This window comes from Maricaulis sp., from assembly GCF_030149235.1.
In the GTDB taxonomy this organism is placed as follows: Bacteria; Pseudomonadota; Alphaproteobacteria; order Caulobacterales; family Maricaulaceae; genus Maricaulis.
Window position 1 is genome coordinate 61631 of the sequence record NZ_JASBRW010000041.1, and the last position, 18143, is coordinate 79773.

General features: G+C 62.5%; 18 protein-coding genes. 12 read left to right on the forward strand and 6 right to left on the reverse strand.

Going from position 1 to position 18143, the window contains the following annotated elements; translation table 11 throughout:
- Nucleotides 1-135: 135 nt before the first annotated feature.
- Complete coding sequence (locus Q1V51_RS06470; RefSeq protein WP_300554350.1) at nt 136-792, reverse strand: HAD hydrolase-like protein; 657 nt, start codon at nt 790-792, stop codon at nt 136-138.
- A 172-nt stretch (nt 793-964) separates the two neighbouring features.
- On the opposite strand from Q1V51_RS06470, the gene Q1V51_RS06475 reads away from it, so the two are divergent.
- Complete coding sequence (locus Q1V51_RS06475; protein WP_300554351.1) at nt 965-1735, forward strand: hypothetical protein; 771 nt, start codon at nt 965-967, stop codon at nt 1733-1735.
- Between the two features lie 44 nt (nt 1736-1779).
- Here Q1V51_RS06475 and ald read toward each other — a convergent pair whose 3' ends face one another.
- Nucleotides 1780-2898 (reverse strand): alanine dehydrogenase, encoded by a 1119-nt coding sequence (ald, locus tag Q1V51_RS06480; RefSeq protein ID WP_300554353.1) that lies wholly within the window; start codon nt 2896-2898, stop codon nt 1780-1782.
- Nucleotides 2899-3093: 195 nt separating this feature from the next.
- On the opposite strand from ald, the gene Q1V51_RS06485 reads away from it, so the two are divergent.
- Nucleotides 3094-3561, forward strand: coding sequence for an Lrp/AsnC family transcriptional regulator (locus Q1V51_RS06485; RefSeq protein ID WP_300554355.1), 468 nt, complete (start codon nt 3094-3096; stop codon nt 3559-3561).
- Between the two features lie 48 nt (nt 3562-3609).
- Nucleotides 3610-4071: a preQ(1) synthase gene (queF, locus tag Q1V51_RS06490; protein WP_300554357.1), complete on the forward strand. Its 462-nt coding sequence runs from the start codon at nt 3610-3612 to the stop codon at nt 4069-4071.
- A 102-nt stretch (nt 4072-4173) separates the two neighbouring features.
- On the opposite strand, the gene Q1V51_RS06495 is transcribed toward queF, so the two are convergent.
- Together Q1V51_RS06495 and Q1V51_RS06500 are read right to left on the reverse strand one after the other, a co-directional pair.
- Nucleotides 4174-6129, reverse strand: a complete 1956-nt coding sequence (locus tag Q1V51_RS06495; RefSeq protein WP_300554360.1) for a hybrid sensor histidine kinase/response regulator — start codon at nt 6127-6129, stop codon at nt 4174-4176.
- 87 nt (nt 6130-6216) lie between these two features.
- Entirely contained in the window at nt 6217-6843 is a 627-nt protein-coding gene (locus tag Q1V51_RS06500; RefSeq protein ID WP_300554362.1) for a nitroreductase, read from the reverse strand.
- Nucleotides 6844-6959: 116 nt separating this feature from the next.
- Here Q1V51_RS06500 and Q1V51_RS06505 point away from each other — a divergent pair, with 116 nt between their 5' ends.
- The 9 genes from Q1V51_RS06505 to Q1V51_RS06545 all read left to right on the forward strand — a co-directional run bounded on the left by Q1V51_RS06505 (nt 6960) and on the right by Q1V51_RS06545 (nt 16658).
- On the forward strand, nt 6960-7601 hold the full coding sequence (locus Q1V51_RS06505) for a TetR/AcrR family transcriptional regulator (protein ID WP_300554365.1): 642 nt from the start codon (nt 6960-6962) through the stop codon (nt 7599-7601).
- Between the two features lie 97 nt (nt 7602-7698).
- Complete coding sequence (locus Q1V51_RS06510) at nt 7699-8856, forward strand: efflux RND transporter periplasmic adaptor subunit (RefSeq protein WP_300554366.1); 1158 nt, start codon at nt 7699-7701, stop codon at nt 8854-8856.
- A 5-nt stretch (nt 8857-8861) separates the two neighbouring features.
- Nucleotides 8862-11999, forward strand: coding sequence for an efflux RND transporter permease subunit (locus Q1V51_RS06515; RefSeq protein WP_300554368.1), 3138 nt, complete (start codon nt 8862-8864; stop codon nt 11997-11999).
- A gap of 36 nt (nt 12000-12035) precedes the next feature.
- Entirely contained in the window at nt 12036-12626 is a 591-nt protein-coding gene (locus tag Q1V51_RS06520) for an NUDIX hydrolase (RefSeq protein WP_300554371.1), read from the forward strand.
- A gap of 34 nt (nt 12627-12660) precedes the next feature.
- Nucleotides 12661-13488, forward strand: a complete 828-nt coding sequence (cysE, locus tag Q1V51_RS06525; RefSeq protein ID WP_300554373.1) for a serine O-acetyltransferase — start codon at nt 12661-12663, stop codon at nt 13486-13488.
- Nucleotides 13489-13581: 93 nt separating this feature from the next.
- On the forward strand, nt 13582-13809 hold the full coding sequence (locus tag Q1V51_RS06530; protein WP_300529369.1) for a DUF3126 family protein: 228 nt from the start codon (nt 13582-13584) through the stop codon (nt 13807-13809).
- On the forward strand, nt 13802-14581 hold the full coding sequence (locus tag Q1V51_RS06535) for an ATP-binding cassette domain-containing protein (RefSeq protein ID WP_300554375.1): 780 nt from the start codon (nt 13802-13804) through the stop codon (nt 14579-14581). The genes Q1V51_RS06530 and Q1V51_RS06535 overlap by 8 nt, the downstream gene beginning before the upstream one ends.
- Entirely contained in the window at nt 14578-16161 is a 1584-nt protein-coding gene (locus Q1V51_RS06540; protein WP_300554377.1) for an ABC transporter permease/substrate-binding protein, read from the forward strand. The genes Q1V51_RS06535 and Q1V51_RS06540 overlap by 4 nt, the downstream gene beginning before the upstream one ends.
- Complete coding sequence (locus Q1V51_RS06545) at nt 16161-16658, forward strand: hypothetical protein (protein WP_300554380.1); 498 nt, start codon at nt 16161-16163, stop codon at nt 16656-16658. Before Q1V51_RS06540 ends, Q1V51_RS06545 begins: the two co-directional genes overlap by 1 nt.
- Here the strand turns inward: Q1V51_RS06545 and Q1V51_RS06550 are convergent.
- Nucleotides 16655-17041, reverse strand: a complete 387-nt coding sequence (locus Q1V51_RS06550) for a hypothetical protein (RefSeq protein WP_300554382.1) — start codon at nt 17039-17041, stop codon at nt 16655-16657. The two genes, Q1V51_RS06545 and Q1V51_RS06550, sit on opposite strands and share 4 nt — an antisense overlap.
- 120 nt (nt 17042-17161) lie before the next feature.
- Nucleotides 17162-17926 (reverse strand): PhoH family protein, encoded by a 765-nt coding sequence (locus Q1V51_RS06555; protein WP_300554384.1) that lies wholly within the window; start codon nt 17924-17926, stop codon nt 17162-17164.
- Nucleotides 17927-18143: the final 217 nt, after the last annotated feature.

Consider the following 18143-nt stretch of genomic DNA (forward strand, 5'->3'; position numbering starts at 1 on the left):
GCGCCGCCGTTTCGATCCAACAATCGCGGTTTTCGTGACCGCTGTCCTGGCAACGGCCTATGCGGCCTGGTTGCTGGGCGGCCATGAGCCTTTGGGAATTCCGGCAAGCGGGGCAACTGCCCAACTAATCACCCGCTAGGCGCCGCGCGCCAACACCGGCTGGCTGGCCGACAGAGATCCAAGCATCGCAGGCGAGTCGAGCAGCAGGTCTGCGGCCTCGCGCTCGAGTGCATCGCGGGTGGCAAAGCCCCAGGATACAGCCGCGCAGTCGCAGCCCGCTTCGCGCGCCGCTTCGATGTCACGGGTTTCATCACCGACTGAAAGCGTGCGATCCGGCGTCGCATGTGCCTTGCGCATGACCTTGCGGAAGACCGAGGCCTTGCCGAACAGGGCTGCGCCGCAGGAAAACTGGCTGAACAGGCTGCTCAGTTCAGGCCCGAGAACCTCGCGCACGGCGGTTTCACCATTGGAGCTGACCAGGGCCAGTTTCACGCCCGAGGCATGCAGTTCGTGCAGCGCCGGTGCAATGCCCTCAAACAAATGGATCTTGTCGACATTCTCGGCTGCGCGGGCCCGGACATCGGCGGCGATGAAGGGGAGTTTCCAGGCCGGGATGCCGAGCTCGGTCATGATCTCTTTAGGACGCATGCCGCGCAGGGCCTCGGCCCGCTCCTCACAGAGCGGTTTGAGACCATGGCGGTCGATCACTTCGGTCATCGCTGTGCGGAACCAGGTCAGGCTGTCCGCAAGCGTGCCGTCGAAATCGAATATCACCAGATCATAGCGTCGCATGCGTGGCGTCCCCTGGTCCCCTAGCGCGCCGGACTACACCGACGCTGTTACGGTTTTATGATTCTCCTGCCGGTTGCACCAGTTATTGGGTTAAATTGAGTGTGGTTTTCCACGACGGATCATCCATTTGCCGCTAGTTTGCGTAACAAGGGGAAACGGGCTGGGGAGCGTCATGAAACAGGCCAATATGTCAGACTGGATGCGCGGGCTTTACACGCTGGGCGGAGCTGTCGCCCAGATTGTCTTCGGAGCGCTGCCTTTCATTCTCGGGTGGGAGCATACGGTCGGGTCGCGCTCGGCGGAGACCTTCACCCTGATCACCCCGGCGGGCTATGCCTTTTCCATCTGGAGCGTGTTGTTCGCCGGCTCTTTGCTGTTCTCGATCTACCAGCTTGCCCGGCCGGCTCATGAGCCGCTCCGGCGCATCGGTTGGCTGGCCGGCAATGCCTTCTGGCTCAATGCGATCTGGGAAACCTATGTCCCCTTCCAGGGTCTGGACGGTGTGTCCCTGGTGATCATCCAGCTGACCTGGCTTCTTCTGGTGGTGTTGTTGCTGCGGGCTTCTGGTGATGATCAGGCGGGGTTCTGGGACCGGGTGTTCCGGGCACCGCTATTCGCGCTTGCGGGCTGGCTCAATGCGGCAGCCTTCGTCAATATTCTCGCGACCTCGAACTTCTATGAACTCACCTGGCTCGGTTCAGGCGAGCTTGCGCCGGCCGTGCTGGTTCTGGTGGCAGCGTCGCTGGCCGCTTCGCTTGTCCTGTCGCGGCTGCCGTCCCTGTCTTATTTCGCTGCGGTCGCCTGGGCACTCTACGCCGTTCATATCGCGACGGATATGCGTGGGGATGAGGTTCTGCCGATGCTCGCGCTGGGTTTGATGGGGGCGGTAGCTGCGACCCTGCTGGCCAGCGGTGTCCGGGCCATGAGAAAACCCCGCGCCTGAGACGCGGGGTTTTAGCCATTTACAGCTAATCGCGGCTAAGCCGCCTAGATGCTGGTGAGCCAGTCCGGCTTCACATAGGGCAGGCCGAGATCGTCAGCGACGGACTTGTAGCTGATCTCACCGGCTTCGACATTGAGGCCACGGGCCAGGTTGGCGTCGTCATTGAGGGCTTGCTTGACACCCTTGTTGGCGATCGCGATGGCGTGCGGCAGGGTCGCGTTATTGAGGGCAAAGGCCGAAGTGCGGGCATAGGCGCCTGGCATGTTGGCCACGCAATAGTGGACGACCCCGTCGACGACATAGGTCGGGTCATCATGCGTGGTCGCCTTCGAGGTTTCGAAACAGCCGCCCTGGTCAATGGCAATGTCGACGAGCACGGCCCCGTCCTTCATCTCCGACAGCATGGCCTTGGTGACCAGCTTCGGAGCCGCAGCGCCCGGGATCAGGACAGCGCCGATGACCACGTCCGCATCACGCACGGCGGCGTCAAGCGCAGCCTGGGTCGAGTAGGCGGTCTTCACAGCGCCGGCAAACTGCACGTCAAGCTCTGCCAGGCGCGCGTTGGAGCGGTCGAACACGGTCACGTCGGCGCGCGCACCGATCGCCATTTCAGCGGCATGGGTGCCGGCGACACCGCCGCCGATGATCACGACCTTGGCCGGCAGCACGCCCGGCACACCGCCGAGCATCAGGCCGAGACCGCCCTGGGCCTTTTGCAGGCAGTGGGCGGCAACGGAGACCGACATGCGGCCGGCGACCTGTGACATTGGCGTCAGCAGCGGCAGGCGGCCGGCGTTGTCAGTGACGGTCTCATAGGCAATCGCGGTACAGCCGGACTTGCGCAGCCCCTCGGCCTGGACCGGATCGGGAGCTAGGTGGAGATAGGTGTAGAGAATGTGGTGCGGCTTGAGCATCGCCGTTTCAACCGGCTGGGGCTCCTTCACCTTGACGATCATCTCGGCGGCTTCGAAGACCGAGGCGGCGTCGGGCAGGATTTTCGCGCCGGCGGCGACATAGGTGTCGTCCGGGCAGCCAATGCCAATACCGGCATTGGTTTCGACCACGACTTCATGGCCGTGAGAGACGAGTTCAGCGACGCTGTTCGGGGTCAGGCCGACGCGGTATTCGCGAACTTTGATTTCCTTGGGTACACCAATGCGCATGATTTCTCCCGCTTCCTGTCCTTCTGCCGCGCAAATCTACGAATATCGCCGATATCCTGATGCCCGGATGAAATATTTTGACTTTTTTGCTAAATCCATCGAAGAATGGATCGTCCAAACTGGAATGCGCGGTCGTATATACGCTCTGGTGCGTCTATTCCAGAATAATCTTCTTTGTGTGTGAATGGAGTTCCCATGCGCCTCGACGACGTCGATATCGCCATCCTCAACGAGCTGCAGAGTAATGGCCGCCTGACCAATGCCGAGCTGGCTGAACGAGCCGGCTTGTCGCCGTCTGCTTGCCATCGCCGGGTCAAGGCGCTTGAGGCCTCGGGCATTATCGATCGCTATGTCGCTATTCTCAGCCAGGAAGCGCTCGGCCGCGGGATCACCGTCTATGTCCAGGTGACGTTGGACAATCAAAAGCGCGATACCCTGCTGGGCTTCGAGGCCGCCGTGGAGGCGGTGCCGGAAGTCATGGAATGCTACCTGATGAGCGGCGAGGCGGATTATCTCGTCCGCGTCCTGGTTCGCGACGCCAATGATTATGAGCGGGTCCACCGCGAAGTGCTTTCCGCTCTGCCCGGTGTGGCGCGCCTGCATTCCAGCTTCAGTATTCGTCGTGTTTTCTCACGTACCGAAATGCCGGTTGCGGAGGGTTAGCGAAAGCTGCGCTTGCCAATTTCCCGGCTGGGCACTAACTCCGCCCGCATGACTGATACTCGCTACGAAAAACTCGAGCAGCTCGGCACCGACACGCCGCTGCCGGATAATCCGGAAACCGCAGATCTCGAACGGGTCGCGAACCCGTGCGATGCGCCCTACATGGTGCGCTTTGCCTGTCCGGAGTTTACCTCGATCTGCCCGGTGACCAGTGCACCGGATTTCGCTCACCTGGTCATCGACTATGTGCCGCGCGACTGGATCGTCGAGTCAAAGTCGCTGAAGCTTTATCTGGGTGCCTTCCGCAATCATGGCGCATTCCACGAGGCTTGCACCACCATGATCGGGCAACGCCTGGTCAAGGAGCTCGACCCCGTCTGGCTGCGCATTGGCGGTTACTGGTATCCGCGCGGCGGTATCCCGATTGACGTCTTCTATGCCACGGGTGAGCCGCCGGCCGGTGTCTGGATTCCCGAGCAGGGTGTCGCGCCCTATCGCGGACGCGGCTAAGCCATCATCGCTGGCAAGATCTGACGTAGTGAGGCAGCCCGCAGGGGGTGTTGAAAATGCCCTGCATGTTCAGACTGCGCTCTCCCACGGCGCGGCTGACCGTCATGCGGTGCCGGGCTCCGGGCTGGTCACGTTGAGGGCCTGGCTCAGGGCGACCGCCAATTGCTTGCGCGTATAGGGCTTGGGCACGAAGGGGATGTCTTCCGGAAGGGTTTGCGGCGCCTCGCTTGGCCGGTTCGGATAGCCGGATGTCAAAACTGTCGGTATTCCCAGGGCGAGGGCGGTCACCGCGAGATCAAACCCGGATCTTTCATTGCCCAGCATGACGTCGCTGAGCATAACGTCTGGTCGGTCGTCCTGTGTGTTCAGGGCCGCGAGCGCGGTCGTCACATCCCTCGCCGCCGTGACCGAGTAGCCCAGGTCGCGCAATTGCGCCGAGGCGCTGTCGAGAAGTGAAGGATTGTCCTCCACCAGCAAGACCCGGAAATTCTTGGTTCTGATCAGGAGATTGTCGGTGGCCGGGGGGGCATCACTCTGCGGGGCTTCGTCTGCCTGGGGCAGATAGAGCGTCACAACCGTGCCGCGGCCGAGCTCGCTGCGGATATCGAGGGAACCGCCGGCCTGTTTGGCAAACCCATATGCGGAGCTGAGCCCCAGGCCGGTGCCCTGGCCAACCGGTTTGGTGGTGAAGAAAGGGTCGGTCGCCGCCGCCAATGTGTCTGCATCCATGCCCGTGCCGCTATCCTCAACCATGATGGCGAAGAACTCAGCCGGGGCAGCCGGGTTGGCTGCGCTGCTGACATCAGGCGCCGGAACCCGCCGGGAGCGAAGCGTCAGCCTGCCACCGGAGGGCATGGCGTCGCGCGCATTATTGACCAGGTTGATCAGCGCGGTTTCCAACTGGGTCTTGTCGGTATGGATAAAGGCGCCTGGAACGCCGGGCTCGAGCTGGATATCGATATGATCACCCAGGCTGCGCTTGAGCATGTCGGCAACGCTGGACAGAGCCGGGTCGATTTCAAAACGGGTCTGTTCCAGGGTCCGCCGGCGGGCAAAGGACAGCAGGTCCGAGGTCAGTTCGGCGCTGTGTTCGGCGGCGCGGATGGCCGTTTGCAGCAGGCGGGCATGCTTGTCCTCCATCTCGACACGCTCAGACAGCAGGTCGAGATTGCCCATGATGATGCCGAGATAATTATTGAAGTCGTGGGCGATGCCGCCGGTCAGCTGACCCAGGGCCTCGAGTTTGGCGCTTTCGGCCAGCTGGATTTCCAGCTGCTTGGTCTGGGTAATATCGAGGATGAGGCTGTTCCACAGCATGGCGCCACCCTCGCGCGGCGGCTGCGGGCGGCCGCGCCCCTGCAGCCATTTGCGTTTTCCCGATGGGGTCGTGATGCGCCAGGAATGGACCCAGGGCGACAATTCCGTCGCCGACTTCATCACGGAGGCCTGCATGTCCGGCAGGTCCTCGGGCACGACCATGCCCCAGAGGATGGAGGCGTCCTCATGTACCTGATCGGAGGATACCTCCCAGATGCCCTCGCAACCGGAGCTCATGTAGAGCACCTGATTGCGGCCGTCCGGGTATTGCAGATACTGGAAAATCGCGCCGGGAATGTTGCTGGCGAGATCGGTGAACTTGCGTTCGCTCTCGAGGAGATTGGCTTCTGTCCGTTTGCGTTCGGAGATATCGCGCAGGGTCCCGATCATCCGGGCTGGCTTGCCGTCGTCGGTATATTCCACCACGCGCCCTCGGGACTGGACCCAGACGATATGACCGTCGACGTGAACAAGGCGATGTTCGCTGTAATACTGGCTGCCGCTCTCAACAGCCTGCTTGATGCGCGCCTGGACGGTCGGAAGATCGCTAGGGTGGCAACTGTCTTCCAGTTGCCCCATTGAGATCCGCTCGGTCATCGGCGGGCGCCCGGAGATCGCTTCGCATTGCGGAGAGCGGTAGATGCTGTCCTCGGTTATGTTCCAGTCCCACAAGCCATCACCAATGGCAGAAAAAACCAGATCCGAAAGCGTTGAGTCCTCAAGCGATGTATCGGCTGTCATACGAGAGCACCCCGAGTCGTTGCAGATCAGAACTAGCCCGATCTGCTCACAGCGGCAAATGAGGTGGGGCGCATGGAGGAGGCGCGATCAGCCCGCCCAGTGGTGAACTTCAGCCTGTGGACGCTTGCGCTCCACGACCTCGTTTTCGGCCGTCCCGATATAGATGAAGCCCGCCACGCGCTCGCCTGAAAGCAGGCCAAGCGCATCTTTGACATTCTGGTCGAACGCATACCATTCGGTCAGCCACTGGGCGCCGAAACCCATGGCGGAGGCCGCAATCAGCAAATTTTGGCAGGCCGCGCCGGCGGACAATTCCTGTTCCCAGACGGGAATGGCGTGTTTCTCCGTCACTTTGGAGATCACAGCAATGACCAGGGGTGCGCGTGTGAAGCGATTGGCTTCAAAGGCAATTTGCTCGTCCGTCGCGTCCGGCGTGCGCGCCGCCCAGACCTTGCCGAGAACCCGGCCGAAGCTCTCGCGCGCCTCATTTTCAAAAACAATGAATCGCCACGGTGCCAGCTTGCCATGGTCGGGTACACGGGCAGCAATGCCGAGGAGATGCTCGACCTGGGCGCTGTCCGGGCCGGGTTCGCTCAGCCCAATCGCCGGGGTGGAACGCCGCCGCGTGAGCAGGGTCAGCGTCTCCTCAGACGGGTGGGACGGGGCGAGGCGCTCGCCCGGGGCGGGAAATACAGCGCTGTCGTTGTGATTCATTATGTGGCTCTTGCGACGTTATATGATTGTATCTTTGACCAAACAGGTCCCGGATCGTTATATCTGTCAGTGCACAAAGCAATGCGAAATGGCTCCGGGGGGGAGTAGTTTTGGGTATGAATGCAGAAGTCGCCATAGAAGATGGGTCTCCAGCTGATCGCCGCCGCCGCAAGGTGCGCGAGGCGATTATTGATGCGGCCGAGTCAATCTTCTCCGCGGAAGGCGAGGAGGGCATCTCCATGCGCCGCCTGGCCGAGGCGATCGATTACAGCCCGGCGGCGATCTACAAGTATTTCTCCTCCAAGCATGAGCTGTTCACGGCGATCCGTGAAATGTTTTTCGAACGCCTTCTGGCCCGAATTCATATGGCCCTGGAAGAGGGCGGTGACGTTCCCGGTCTGACCGAGAGATGTGTGCGGGCTTATATCGAAGTCGGTATCGAGGAGCCCAATCATTACATGATGGCGTTTTCTCCGGCTTCAGTGCGCGAGCAGCACGAGCATTGGGAGGGGGATGTGTCCTTCCAGGCCGAGAGCAAACTCGTGGAAATGATCGAGGAGGGCATGAAGGAAGGTGTCTTCCGCAAGGTCGACCCGCGCGTGGCCTCCAAGAGCGTTTGGGCCAGCCTGCACGGTCTCACCATGTTGATGGTCAGCCTCAATGACTTCCCCAATGGCATGCCCGGCTCCGAGCATGTGACCCGGGAAGAGGTCCTCGATTTTCATGCGAAAATGATGATCCGGGGCCTTATGCCCTAGCGCATATCCTCTATGCGGAGAAAAGTGAACGCCGTTTACTTTCCAAGCGCCGTTCTGCGCCCTATCTCTTGTTTGTCGACCGGATAAGGGATGTCAGATGTCTTCGAAAACCAAAGCGCCCCGGAAGTCCAAAACCTCTTGGGCTGGCGGGATCGTGCTGTTCACCGCGGCCGCGCTGGCTGCGGGGGTGTTTGGTCTTTCGGCCCTGCGGGCTGAAGCGAACGGCGTGCAATCTGCACCGCCGCCGCTGCCGGTCAGCGCCATCGAAGTCTTATACGCAAATAATGCGACAATAGATGAGCAATTTCCCGGGCTGATCTCAGCGCGGCGTGAAAGTGCGCTGGGTTTTGAGCGCGGCGGGCGTATTGATCGTCTTCTCGTCGACGTCGGCGACCGGGTCGAAAGCGGGCAGGAACTGGCACGCCTCGACCTGCGTGTCCTCAATGCCCAGGTCGCTGCAGCCGACGCCCAGACCGCAGAAGCCGCCGCGCAGACCGCGCTCGCACGCGACACCCAGGAGCGCCAGCAGACCCTGCTGGAAAGAGGGCATATCTCACCGCAACGCTATGACGAGGTGGCGACGACGACGCGGGCTGCCGAAGCCCGCCAGCGAGCTGCCGCCGCAGCGGCGGACGCCTTGCGCGTCCAACTTGACCTAGCGGTGCTTGAGGCCCCGTTCGATGGCGTGGTGACGGCGCGCTACGCCGATGAAGGCGCGATCGCCTCGCCGGGCATGCCGGTCCTGGATCTGGTCGAGGCCGATGCCCTGGAAGTGCGGATCGGCCTGCCGGGCGACGTCGCCGCCCGGTTGAATGCGGACGAAGTCTACACCTTCCGCTCAGAGCGCCGGGCTTTCGAGGCCCGGTTACGGGCGACGACCGGCGTGGTCGACCGTCAGACCCGCACCGTGACGGCCGTGTTTGACCTTGACGCAGACAGCGGCGCTGTTGCCGGCGAGGTGGCTCGATTGTCTGTCCCGCTGAGCATCGATGCCAGCGGGTTCTGGGTGCCCACTTCGGCGCTGGTCGAGAGCCGGCGGGGCCTATGGTCGGTTTATGTGCTGCAGCCGGAGAATGGTGATTACCGGCTTGAAGCGCGCGTGGTGGAAACCGTGCGCGTTGAAACCGAACGCGTCTTCGTCCGTGGTGCCGTAGCCGAGGGCGAGTACGTCCTGTCCGGCGGGATCAGCCGTGTCACGCCGGGCCAGCTGGTCGCCTTCAATGGTGGCAGTGGCCGATCCCAGGCCGGGGAGTAGTCGCCATGCCCACGCTCTTCTATCGCTATCACCGCCTCACCGTGCTCGCCGTGATCCTCTTGATCGCGGCGGGACTGGGAGCCTTCTTCTCCCTCGGCCGCCAGGAAGACCCGACCCTGACCGAACGCTTCGGCACCATCGTGACACCCTATCCGGGGGCTTCGGCGGAGCGCGTGGAAGCGCTGATTACGGAACCGCTGGAAGATGTGATAAATGAGCTGGCGGAGATTGACGAGACCTTCTCGACCTCCCGTTCGGGCATTTCTGTTGTCGGCCTCGCGATCCGCGAGGACCTCAACGCTACCGAAGTCGACCAGGCCTGGACCAAGATCAGCGAACAGGTCGACACGGTCCGCCCCGTCTTGCCCAATGGCTCCGGCGCCCCCGACGTCCAGCGTCAGTATATTGGCGCGGCGACCCTGATCGTCGCCCTGACCTGGAGCGATGCGGGCGAAGAAAATGCCGCCATCCTGTCCCGCCTCGGACGCGATCTGGAACGCGATCTGCGCAATCTCAACGGGACCGAAGAAACCGATATTTTCGGGGCCATCGAGGAAGAAATCCGGGTCGAGGTCGAACCGGAAACGCTCGCGGCCCTCGGGCTGACGGTTAATGACATTGCCGGCCTGACCCGTGCGGCCGATGCCAAGACACCGGCCGGTGAATTGCGCGGGGAACGCGTGGATCTCGGGGTTGAGGTCGATGGTGAATTCGACGGCGTCGACCGCATCCGCGCCATCGCCCTGACCGAGGGGCGCAGCGGTGATTTCGTTCGCTTGGGCGATGTCGCGACGGTCGAGAAGGGTGAGCGCCTGCCGGCCGCCACGATGGCGACCACTGATGGTGAGCGCACCGTTCTGGTGGCTGCCTACCTGCAGCCGGATCTGCGCGCAGACCTCTGGGCCCAGGCGGCAGATGAAGTCGTTGCCGAGTTCGCGGCCAGTGTTCCCGGTATCGATGTCGAGACGATCTTCCGCCAGGGCGATTATGTCGAGAGCCGACTCAATGGTCTGGCCCGCAATCTGGGTTATTCCGCGCTGATCGTGTTCGGCGTGCTGTTCTTGATGATGGGCTGGCGCGCCGCCTTCATCGTCGGCTCCGCCCTGCCGCTGACCGTGCTGGCCGTGATGCTGATGATGCGCCTGTATGACGAGCCGCTGCACCAGATGTCGGTGACCGGCCTGGTCGTGGCGCTGGGGCTGTTGATCGACAATGCCATCGTCGTGGTCGAGGAATACCGCCTCCTGCGCTCGAAGGGCCTGTCGCCGCTTGAGGCGCTGGATGGCGCCGTACGCCTGCTGTTTGCACCATTGCTGGCCTCGACGCTGACAACCGTCTTCGCCTTCGCCCCGATCGCCCTGATGCCGGGCGCGGCGGGCGAGTTCATTTCCATGATCGGCATCTCGGTGATCTTCGCCATCACCGCCTCCTTCCTGCTGGCGATGACGGTGGTGGGGGCGCTGGCGGCCTGGTGCGACGACCCGAAAATCGATGGCGGGCCGCGCCGTTTCTGGCGGACGGGGCTGAATATCGCGCCTCTGGCCTGGCTCTATCGCGGCATTCTCAAGGTCGTTGTGGCGCGTCCCTGGATCGGTATCTTCGCCTCGGTCCTGCTGCCGATTGCCGGATTTATCGCGGTCTCCACCCTGCCGATGCAGTTCTTCCCCCCGACCGACCGCGACATGTTCCAGGTGACGATGGAATTGCCGACTACGGCCTCGATCGAGGAGACACGCCGGCAGACCGAGCGCGTGCGTGAGGTGATCGAGAGCTATGACGGGGTTGAGCGCGTCACCTGGGTGATCGGTGAAAGCGCGCCGCGGACCTATTATAATGTGGTTGGCAACCGGTCGGGCATTTCCAACTTCGCCGCCGGTTTTGTCCGCACCACCTCGGCGCAGGATACGGCGCGTATTCTGCCGGAGTTGCAGCAGCGGGTGATGCAGGAATTCCCGGAAGCCCGGATCCTGACCCTGCCGTTTGAGCAAGGCCCGCCAATCCCGGCCCCGATCGAGCTTGTCGTCGTTGGTCCGGAACTGGAGGAACTTGACCGGCTGGGCAATGAGCTGCGCGCCTTGCTGGCCCGCACGCCGACAGTGACCCACACCCTGGCCCAGCTGGAAATGGGAGAGCCGGTCGCCCGGGTGATGGCGGACGAGGCCGCGGCTGAACTGGCCGGGCTTCGATTGACCGACCTGGCCGGGCAATTGCGCAGCGATCTCGATGGCGTGATCGGTGGCAGCGTGCTGGAAGGGGTTGAGGAACTCCCGGTCCGCATCGTCTCCAGCGAGGCCCGCCGGACCACCCTGACCGATGTCAGCGGCACACCGTTGACGACCCGCGGCGGCGAGGTTCTGGCCAGCCCGGTGGCGGCACTGGGCGATATCGAACTGGCCCCGCAAGTGGCTCAGATCCCGCACGAGAACGGGCGCCGTATCAACCGTATCTACGCCTATCTGGATCCCTTCACCCTGCCGGCGACGGCGCTGGCCTCCTTTTTCGAGTCACTCGATGAGGCCGGGCTGGAACTGCCCCCGGGTTATGAGCTCCTGGTGGGCGGTGAGGCGGCCGAGCGCGGTGATGCTGTTGGCAACCTCCTGGGCACGGCCGTGCCGCTGATCGTTTTGATGATCGGTTCCGTCGTCCTGGCCTTCAACAGCTTCCGCTATGCCGGCGTGATCCTGTTCGTCGCCTTCCTGTCCATCGGACTGGCCATGTTCGGTGTCTGGCTGTTCGGCACGCCGCTGGGTTTCAACGCCATTGTCGGCGCCATGGGGTTGATGGGACTGGCGATCAATGGAGCCATTGTCGTCCTGTCGGGATTGAAGGCCGACCCGGCCGCTGTGGCGCTGGAAGAGGGCGCCGTGGTGCAGGGCGTGATGGACTCCACCCGTCACATCATCTCGACCACGCTCACCACGATCGGCGGGTTTGTGCCGCTGATCCTCGATGGCGACAGTTTCTGGCTTCCCTTCGCGGCGGCCATGGTCGGGGGGGTGTCCGGATCGGCGGTCCTGGCCCTCATTCTGGCACCCTCGGCCTTTGTGCTGCTGGCGCGCGGCGAGGAAAAGCGGGCGCGTCTGGTCGAGGCGTTGAAGCGTCATGCCAAACCCAAGGGCGACTTGATAGAGCCGGCCGAATAGGCTTAGGCGCTCTGGCAAGGAGTGAGGCGGTATGTGATGGACAAGCGAGGCCCCTGGAAACTGCACAGCGAAGCGGTGAAGTTCGAGAATCCGTGGTTGCGGCTGGACGCCTTCGATGTGACCCAGCCGGACGGGAAGCCGGGTGAATATGGCGTGGTTCACTTCAAGAATATCGCCATCGCCATCCTGCCGCTGTTCGAAGACGGCACGACTGTTCTGGTCGGGCAGCACCGTTTCCCGCATGACCGCTATAGCTGGGAGGTGCCTGAAGGCGGTGGTCGGCTTGATGCCGATCCGCTGGAGGAAGCCCGGCGCGAGCTGGCCGAGGAAACCGGGCTGACCGCCGAGCACTGGCAGGACATGCTCCGCATGCAGCTGTCCAACTCGGTGACCGATGAAAATGCCATCGGTTACATCGCCACCGGATTGAGCGAGGGTGAGCCGGATCCGGAGGGCACAGAGGAGCTGCGTATACGCCGCTTACATTTTTGTGATGCCCTGGAGGAGGCGGTTTCGGGCAAGATCACTGACGCGCTGAGTGTGGCAATTCTGCTCAAGGCGCACTACATGGCGTCGAACGGCTTGCTGGATCCCGGCTTGAGCGCGGCCATGCTGAAACGCCGGTGATCGGGGTCTAGGGATCCCGGGGAAGGAAAAGAACATGTCTGTGAGCGAACCGCGCAGCCCGATCGAAGTACGTACCGGCGTGGACTCCGTCTGGGCCCGTCTGCGAGTTGAAGCCGCGGCAGCCTCGGCGGAAGAGCCGATCCTCGCCAGCTTCCTCAACGCTGCCATTCTGCGTCACGACAATTTCGCCGATGCCCTGGCTTACCGTCTGGCAGCGAAGCTGGCCGATGCCCAGCTCGACACCATGCTGGCGCATGATGTGGCGCTGGAAGCGATCAAGGCCGATCCGGAAATCGTCGAACAGGCCTCGGCCGATATGCTCGCTATCGATGAGCGTGACCCGGCCAGTGTGAGCCTGTTACAGCCTTTCCTCTATTTCAAAGGCTTCCATTCCCTGCAGGCCTATCGCGTCGCGCATTGGCTATGGAAAGAAGGGCGGCATACGCTCGCCTTCCATCTGCAAAGCCGGATCAGCGAGCGTTTCGGTCTCGACATCCATCCGGCCGCCCGTATAGGCAAGGGCGTGATGATCGACCATGCGACCTCGGTTGTGATCGGCGAGACGGCCGTTGTCGGTGATGATTGCTCATTGCTGCACGAGGTCACGCTGGGCGGAACCGGTGCCTCGCATGAGGACCGCCATCCCAAGGTCGGGCGTGGTGTCCTGATCGGAGCGGGCGCCAAGGTGCTCGGCAATATCACGGTCGGTGATAACGCCCGTATCGCCGCCGGTTCTGTCGTGCTCAAGCCGGTTCCGGCAGGCTGCACCGTCGCCGGCGTGCCGGCCCGGATCGTCGGCGATTGCTGCCCGCAACCGGCCCGTTCCATGGACCAGAACATTCCGGACAATTCGCTGGATTGATCCGCGCGCGGGTGAATCAGGCCAGCGGGTGGACGGCAGGGGCGGAATTGGGGTTAGTTAGCGCCAATTCGAATCCCCTTCAGGAGACGCATTTTGGATAAGAATATGAACCCGGTTGAGGCCGCCAAGCTGCAGCAATTCCTGCGCGGCAAGCTCAACCCCGACCTTCAGGTCCAGCGCCGCAATCGTCCGGACGAGTGTGCCGAGATCCATCTCGGCGACGAGTGCCTGGGCGTCGTGTCCAAGATCATCGATGAGGGCGAAACGTCCTACTCCTTCGAGATCACCATTCTGGATATCGACCTAGAAGAACTTGGCTGATCCAGCCACGCCAATCCTCGAGCTGCGCTCGGTCGCCAAGACCTATGCCGGCGGCGTGGAGGCCGTTCGCGGCGTCGACCTGTCGCTGGCACCCGGCGAGCTGCTGGCGCTGACCGGTGAGTCCGGCTGCGGCAAGACGACGGTTCTGAAAATGATCAACCGCCTGGAGCAAGCTTCAGGCGGTTCGATTGTTTTTGAGGGGCGCGATATTGCTGGTATCGATCCTGTGCATCTGCGCCGTCAGATCGGCTGGGTGATGCAGGGCGATGGTCTGTTTCCGCACTTCACCGTGCGCGAAAACATCGCCATTCTACCCAAGCTTCTGGGCTGGGAACCGGCGCGCTGCGAGCTGCGTGTCCGGGAAATGATGAAGCTGGTCCAGCTCGATGTCGACGAATTCGGCGAGCGCTATCCGCAAGCCTTGTCCGGCGGGCAGCGCCAGCGCGTGGGATTTGCCCGCGCCCTGGCGGGCAATCCGGGCCTGGTATTGATGGATGAGGCCTTCAGCGCGCTTGACCCGATCACGCGTGACACGCTGCAGCAAGACTTCAAACGCTTGCAGACCGAGCTTGGTTTTTCCGCGGTCATGGTGACCCATGACATGGCCGAAGCGCTGATAATGGCCGACCGGATCGCGGTGATGCGCGATGGCGAGATCATCCAGCAGGGGACGCCGCGCGAACTCCTGCGGGCCCCGTCGGAGGCCTACGTCTCGCAATTGCTGGACACGCCCCGGCGTCAGATTCGTGCGATTGCGGAGCTGGACGCATGAATCCCAATCTCGCTGAACGCTTTGCCGAGCTTCCGGACCTGTTATCCGGTCATGTGTTGCTGTCCGTCGCCGCCCTGGCTGTGGGCATGGCGATCAGTCTGCCGCTGGGCATTTTCGCGGCCCCGCATCGTCACCTCGCCAATACCGTGTTGAATATTGCCAGCGTAATCCAGACGATTCCGGGCCTGGCCCTACTGGCGCTGATGGTGCCGCTGCTGGGGGGGACGATCGGTTATGCCCCGGCCTTCATGGCCTTGATGCTGTATTCCATTCTGCCGATCCTGCGGAATACGATTGTCGGGCTGCAGGGTGTGGACCGCGGGGTGATCGAGGCGGCGCGAGGTCTGGGGCTGACGGACCGGGAGCGACTTTGGCAAGTCGAGCTGCCGCTGGCCTTGCCGGTGATCGTTGCCGGATTGCGTACAGCTACGGTCTGGGTCGTCGGTGCGGCCACCCTGGCGACCCCGGTCGGGGCGCCGAGTCTTGGCAATTATATCTTCGCCGGTCTGCAGACCCGGAACTGGCTGTCCGTGATTTTCGGCTGCCTGTTCGCTGCGGGCCTGGCCATCGTCCTCGATCAACTGATCCGGCTGATGGAAGTGGCGGCCCGGGAGCGTCAGAAGGGACTAGCCATCCGCGTCGGCGGCGCCCTGATGATCGTCCTGATGGCGGCAACCCTGCCACGTTTTGTCGAATTGCCCGTGAATGCACCGGCGCCCGTCCTCGCAGAGGGTGAGACGCCGACGCGCTTGCGAGCGGAAGAGGGGGCGTTGCAGGGCGCGCGGGTGCGGATCGGGGCCAAGGCCTTTTCCGAGCAGTACATCCTGGCCGATCTGATCGAGACCGTCCTCGAAGCCGAGGGCGCAGAGGTCGAGCGCCGCGATAATCTGGGCTCGACCATCGTTTTCGATGCCCTGCGCACCAATGAGATTGATGTCCTGGTCGATTATACCGGTACGATCTGGGCCACGATCATGAACCGGCCGGAGCCGGTCGACCGCTACGCCATGTTCGCGGAGATGTCGGGCTGGCTCTATGAGCAGTATGGCATCGTCACCCTCGGCCGTCTCGGGTTTGAAAACGCTTATGGCTTCGCCATGCGGGCTGACCGCGCCGCTGAGCTGGATGCCCGCGCTCTGGGCGATCTGGCGCCGCATGCCCGCGATCTCCAGGTCGGCGGTGATGCCGAGGTTTTCACACGCTCGGAATGGATCAGTACCCGCGATGCCTATGGGTTTGGTGCCATGTCGACCCGGGCGATGGATGCGACCTTCATGTATGACGCCGTCCGTGACGGGCAGGTCGATCTGATCACCGCCTATACGACCGACGGCCGTATCGCGGCCTACGACCTGGTAGTACTGAACGACCCGCTTGGCGTGCTGCCGCCCTATGACGCTGTGATCCTGCTCTCGCCGGAAGCTGCGGCCCGCGCCGGGCTCGCCGATGCGCTCGCGCCCCTTGTCGGCGCCATCGACAGTACCGATATGCGCGAAGCGAACCGGCTTGTGGATCTGGAGCGGCAAACGCCGTCCCAGGCTGCCGGCTGGTTGTTGAACGAGATCGGGCTGGGTGAGTGATGAGCGGCTATTTTGCACGCGGACGATTGCAGGATGAGGAATGGCTCATGCGGGCCTGCGCGGAACTCAATCGCGACTGGCCTTCGCACGCCGCCCCGATCAATTCCGATACTGTCCTCAATGCGGTCTATACCCAGCAGCAGGCGGAATTCGAGGATCTTCTGAAAAAAGTCGATCCGGAAGGCGATATCGATCCGACCGTGTTTCCGGCTATTGCCTATTTCAATGCCGGTGAGGGGTGGCCCATGGATCTGATCGTGGCCTGTTTCGCGACTATTCTGATCTGGCTCTTTGTTCCCGATTATCTGGGCGTGACCCGGCTGGGCGTCACCAGCCTGCTGGCGCTTTACGTAGTGATCCAGGTGGTGCGTTCACGCCGCCGTGCGGATGAAGCCCGGTTCCGCATGCGCAATCTCGGCCTGGAAACCACGACCAAGCACCCGCTGACCCTGCGCCATCTGGTGCGCTTCCGGCGCAAGCCGGTGACGGTGCACTAGCTCTCCAGCCAGTCGAGCGCGGCCTTGCGCGTGCGGAAGACGCGAAACACGTCGAGCTCACCGGTCTGGGGCATCAGCTCCCAGAGCTGGCCGATGGGCGCGGTGAGTTCTGATTCGAAGACCCAGGCATTCTTGTTAGGCGGGCCGGCGATGTCGGCCGTATCCTCAAGAAGCTGGACAAAACGATTCTGGAACAGGCCGAGGGTAATGTCGCTCAGATCACTGCCCGCCTCGATGACAATCAGGCGCACGACATCCGGCCCCCATTCGGGCGACTGGATCATTTCCATATAGTTCTGAACGATCTCGTCGGCCGTGACCTTGCCGGTAAAATGCGCCTCGAACCGGCGCGCCTGGGCATTGAATGTACGCGTATAAGGCATTCACCCCTCCCAACTGCCTGTAATATCGCGCTGCTGAGGTGTGTCGTCAATGTTTCAAAAAGAAACCAGACGGCCCGGGGCGGGGCGCGTGCCGTCCGGTTTCTGAACCTGTTTGCGGCGCTAGAGGACGGTCAACATGGTTGCGACCAGCGGGTGGCGAACAATGTCCTTGGCCTCGAGACGGCAGACCGAGATGTTTTCCAGGTCTTCCATCTTGTTGGCAATCTCGGCCAGGCCGGACATTTCCGGCAGCAGGTCGGACTGGGCCGGGTCGCCGGTAATGACCATGGTCGAGTTCCAGCCCAGGCGCGTCAGCAGCATCTTCAGCTGCACATAGGTGCAGTTCTGGGCCTCGTCGACGACGACGAAGGCATTGTTGAGCGTGCGCCCGCGCATATAGCCGATCGGGGCGATCTCGATAACGCCTTCGGCCATCATCGCCTTGAGCTTTTTCGGTGACAGCCGGTCGGCGAGGGCGTCGTAGAGCGGGCGCAGATAGGGCGCGAGCTTTTCTTCCATGGCGCCGGGCAGGAAGCCGATTGATTCGCCGGCCTCGACGGCGGGGCGGGAAAGAACGATGCGGCTGACCTCGCCTTTCTCCAGCGCCTCAACCCCCTTGGCGACGGCGAGATAGGTCTTGCCGGTGCCGGCCGGTCCGAGCGCGAGCACGAGATTTTGTACATCGACCGCCTTCATCAGTTTTTCCTGACCGGGCGAACGCGGTTTGACCTTCTTGATGAAGCGCTGATCGCGCATGGGTTCCTTATCGTCAGGCGACCATTGGGTGCCCGGGAAAAGAGCCTGCACTTTGTCCTCCTCGGACTGGTAGTGACCGGAATTGAACTCTCCGGCTTTCAGACGACGTTTGACGGACCGTTTACCCATGACTGGAACCTCCACACATGAAAAACCCCTCAGCGACAGGCAGAGGGGCGACAACGCGTTGCGATAAGGGTGAGTCGGAAAACTCCGGCAGCTTCGGGGGCTGAGGGCCGGAACCGGGTGGTGGACTTGGATGCAGACAACACATGTGACTGCAAAGCCTCCTGCTGGAGTTTCCGATGCGACCCGGAAACCAAGTCCCGAATCGTGTGTACAGTGT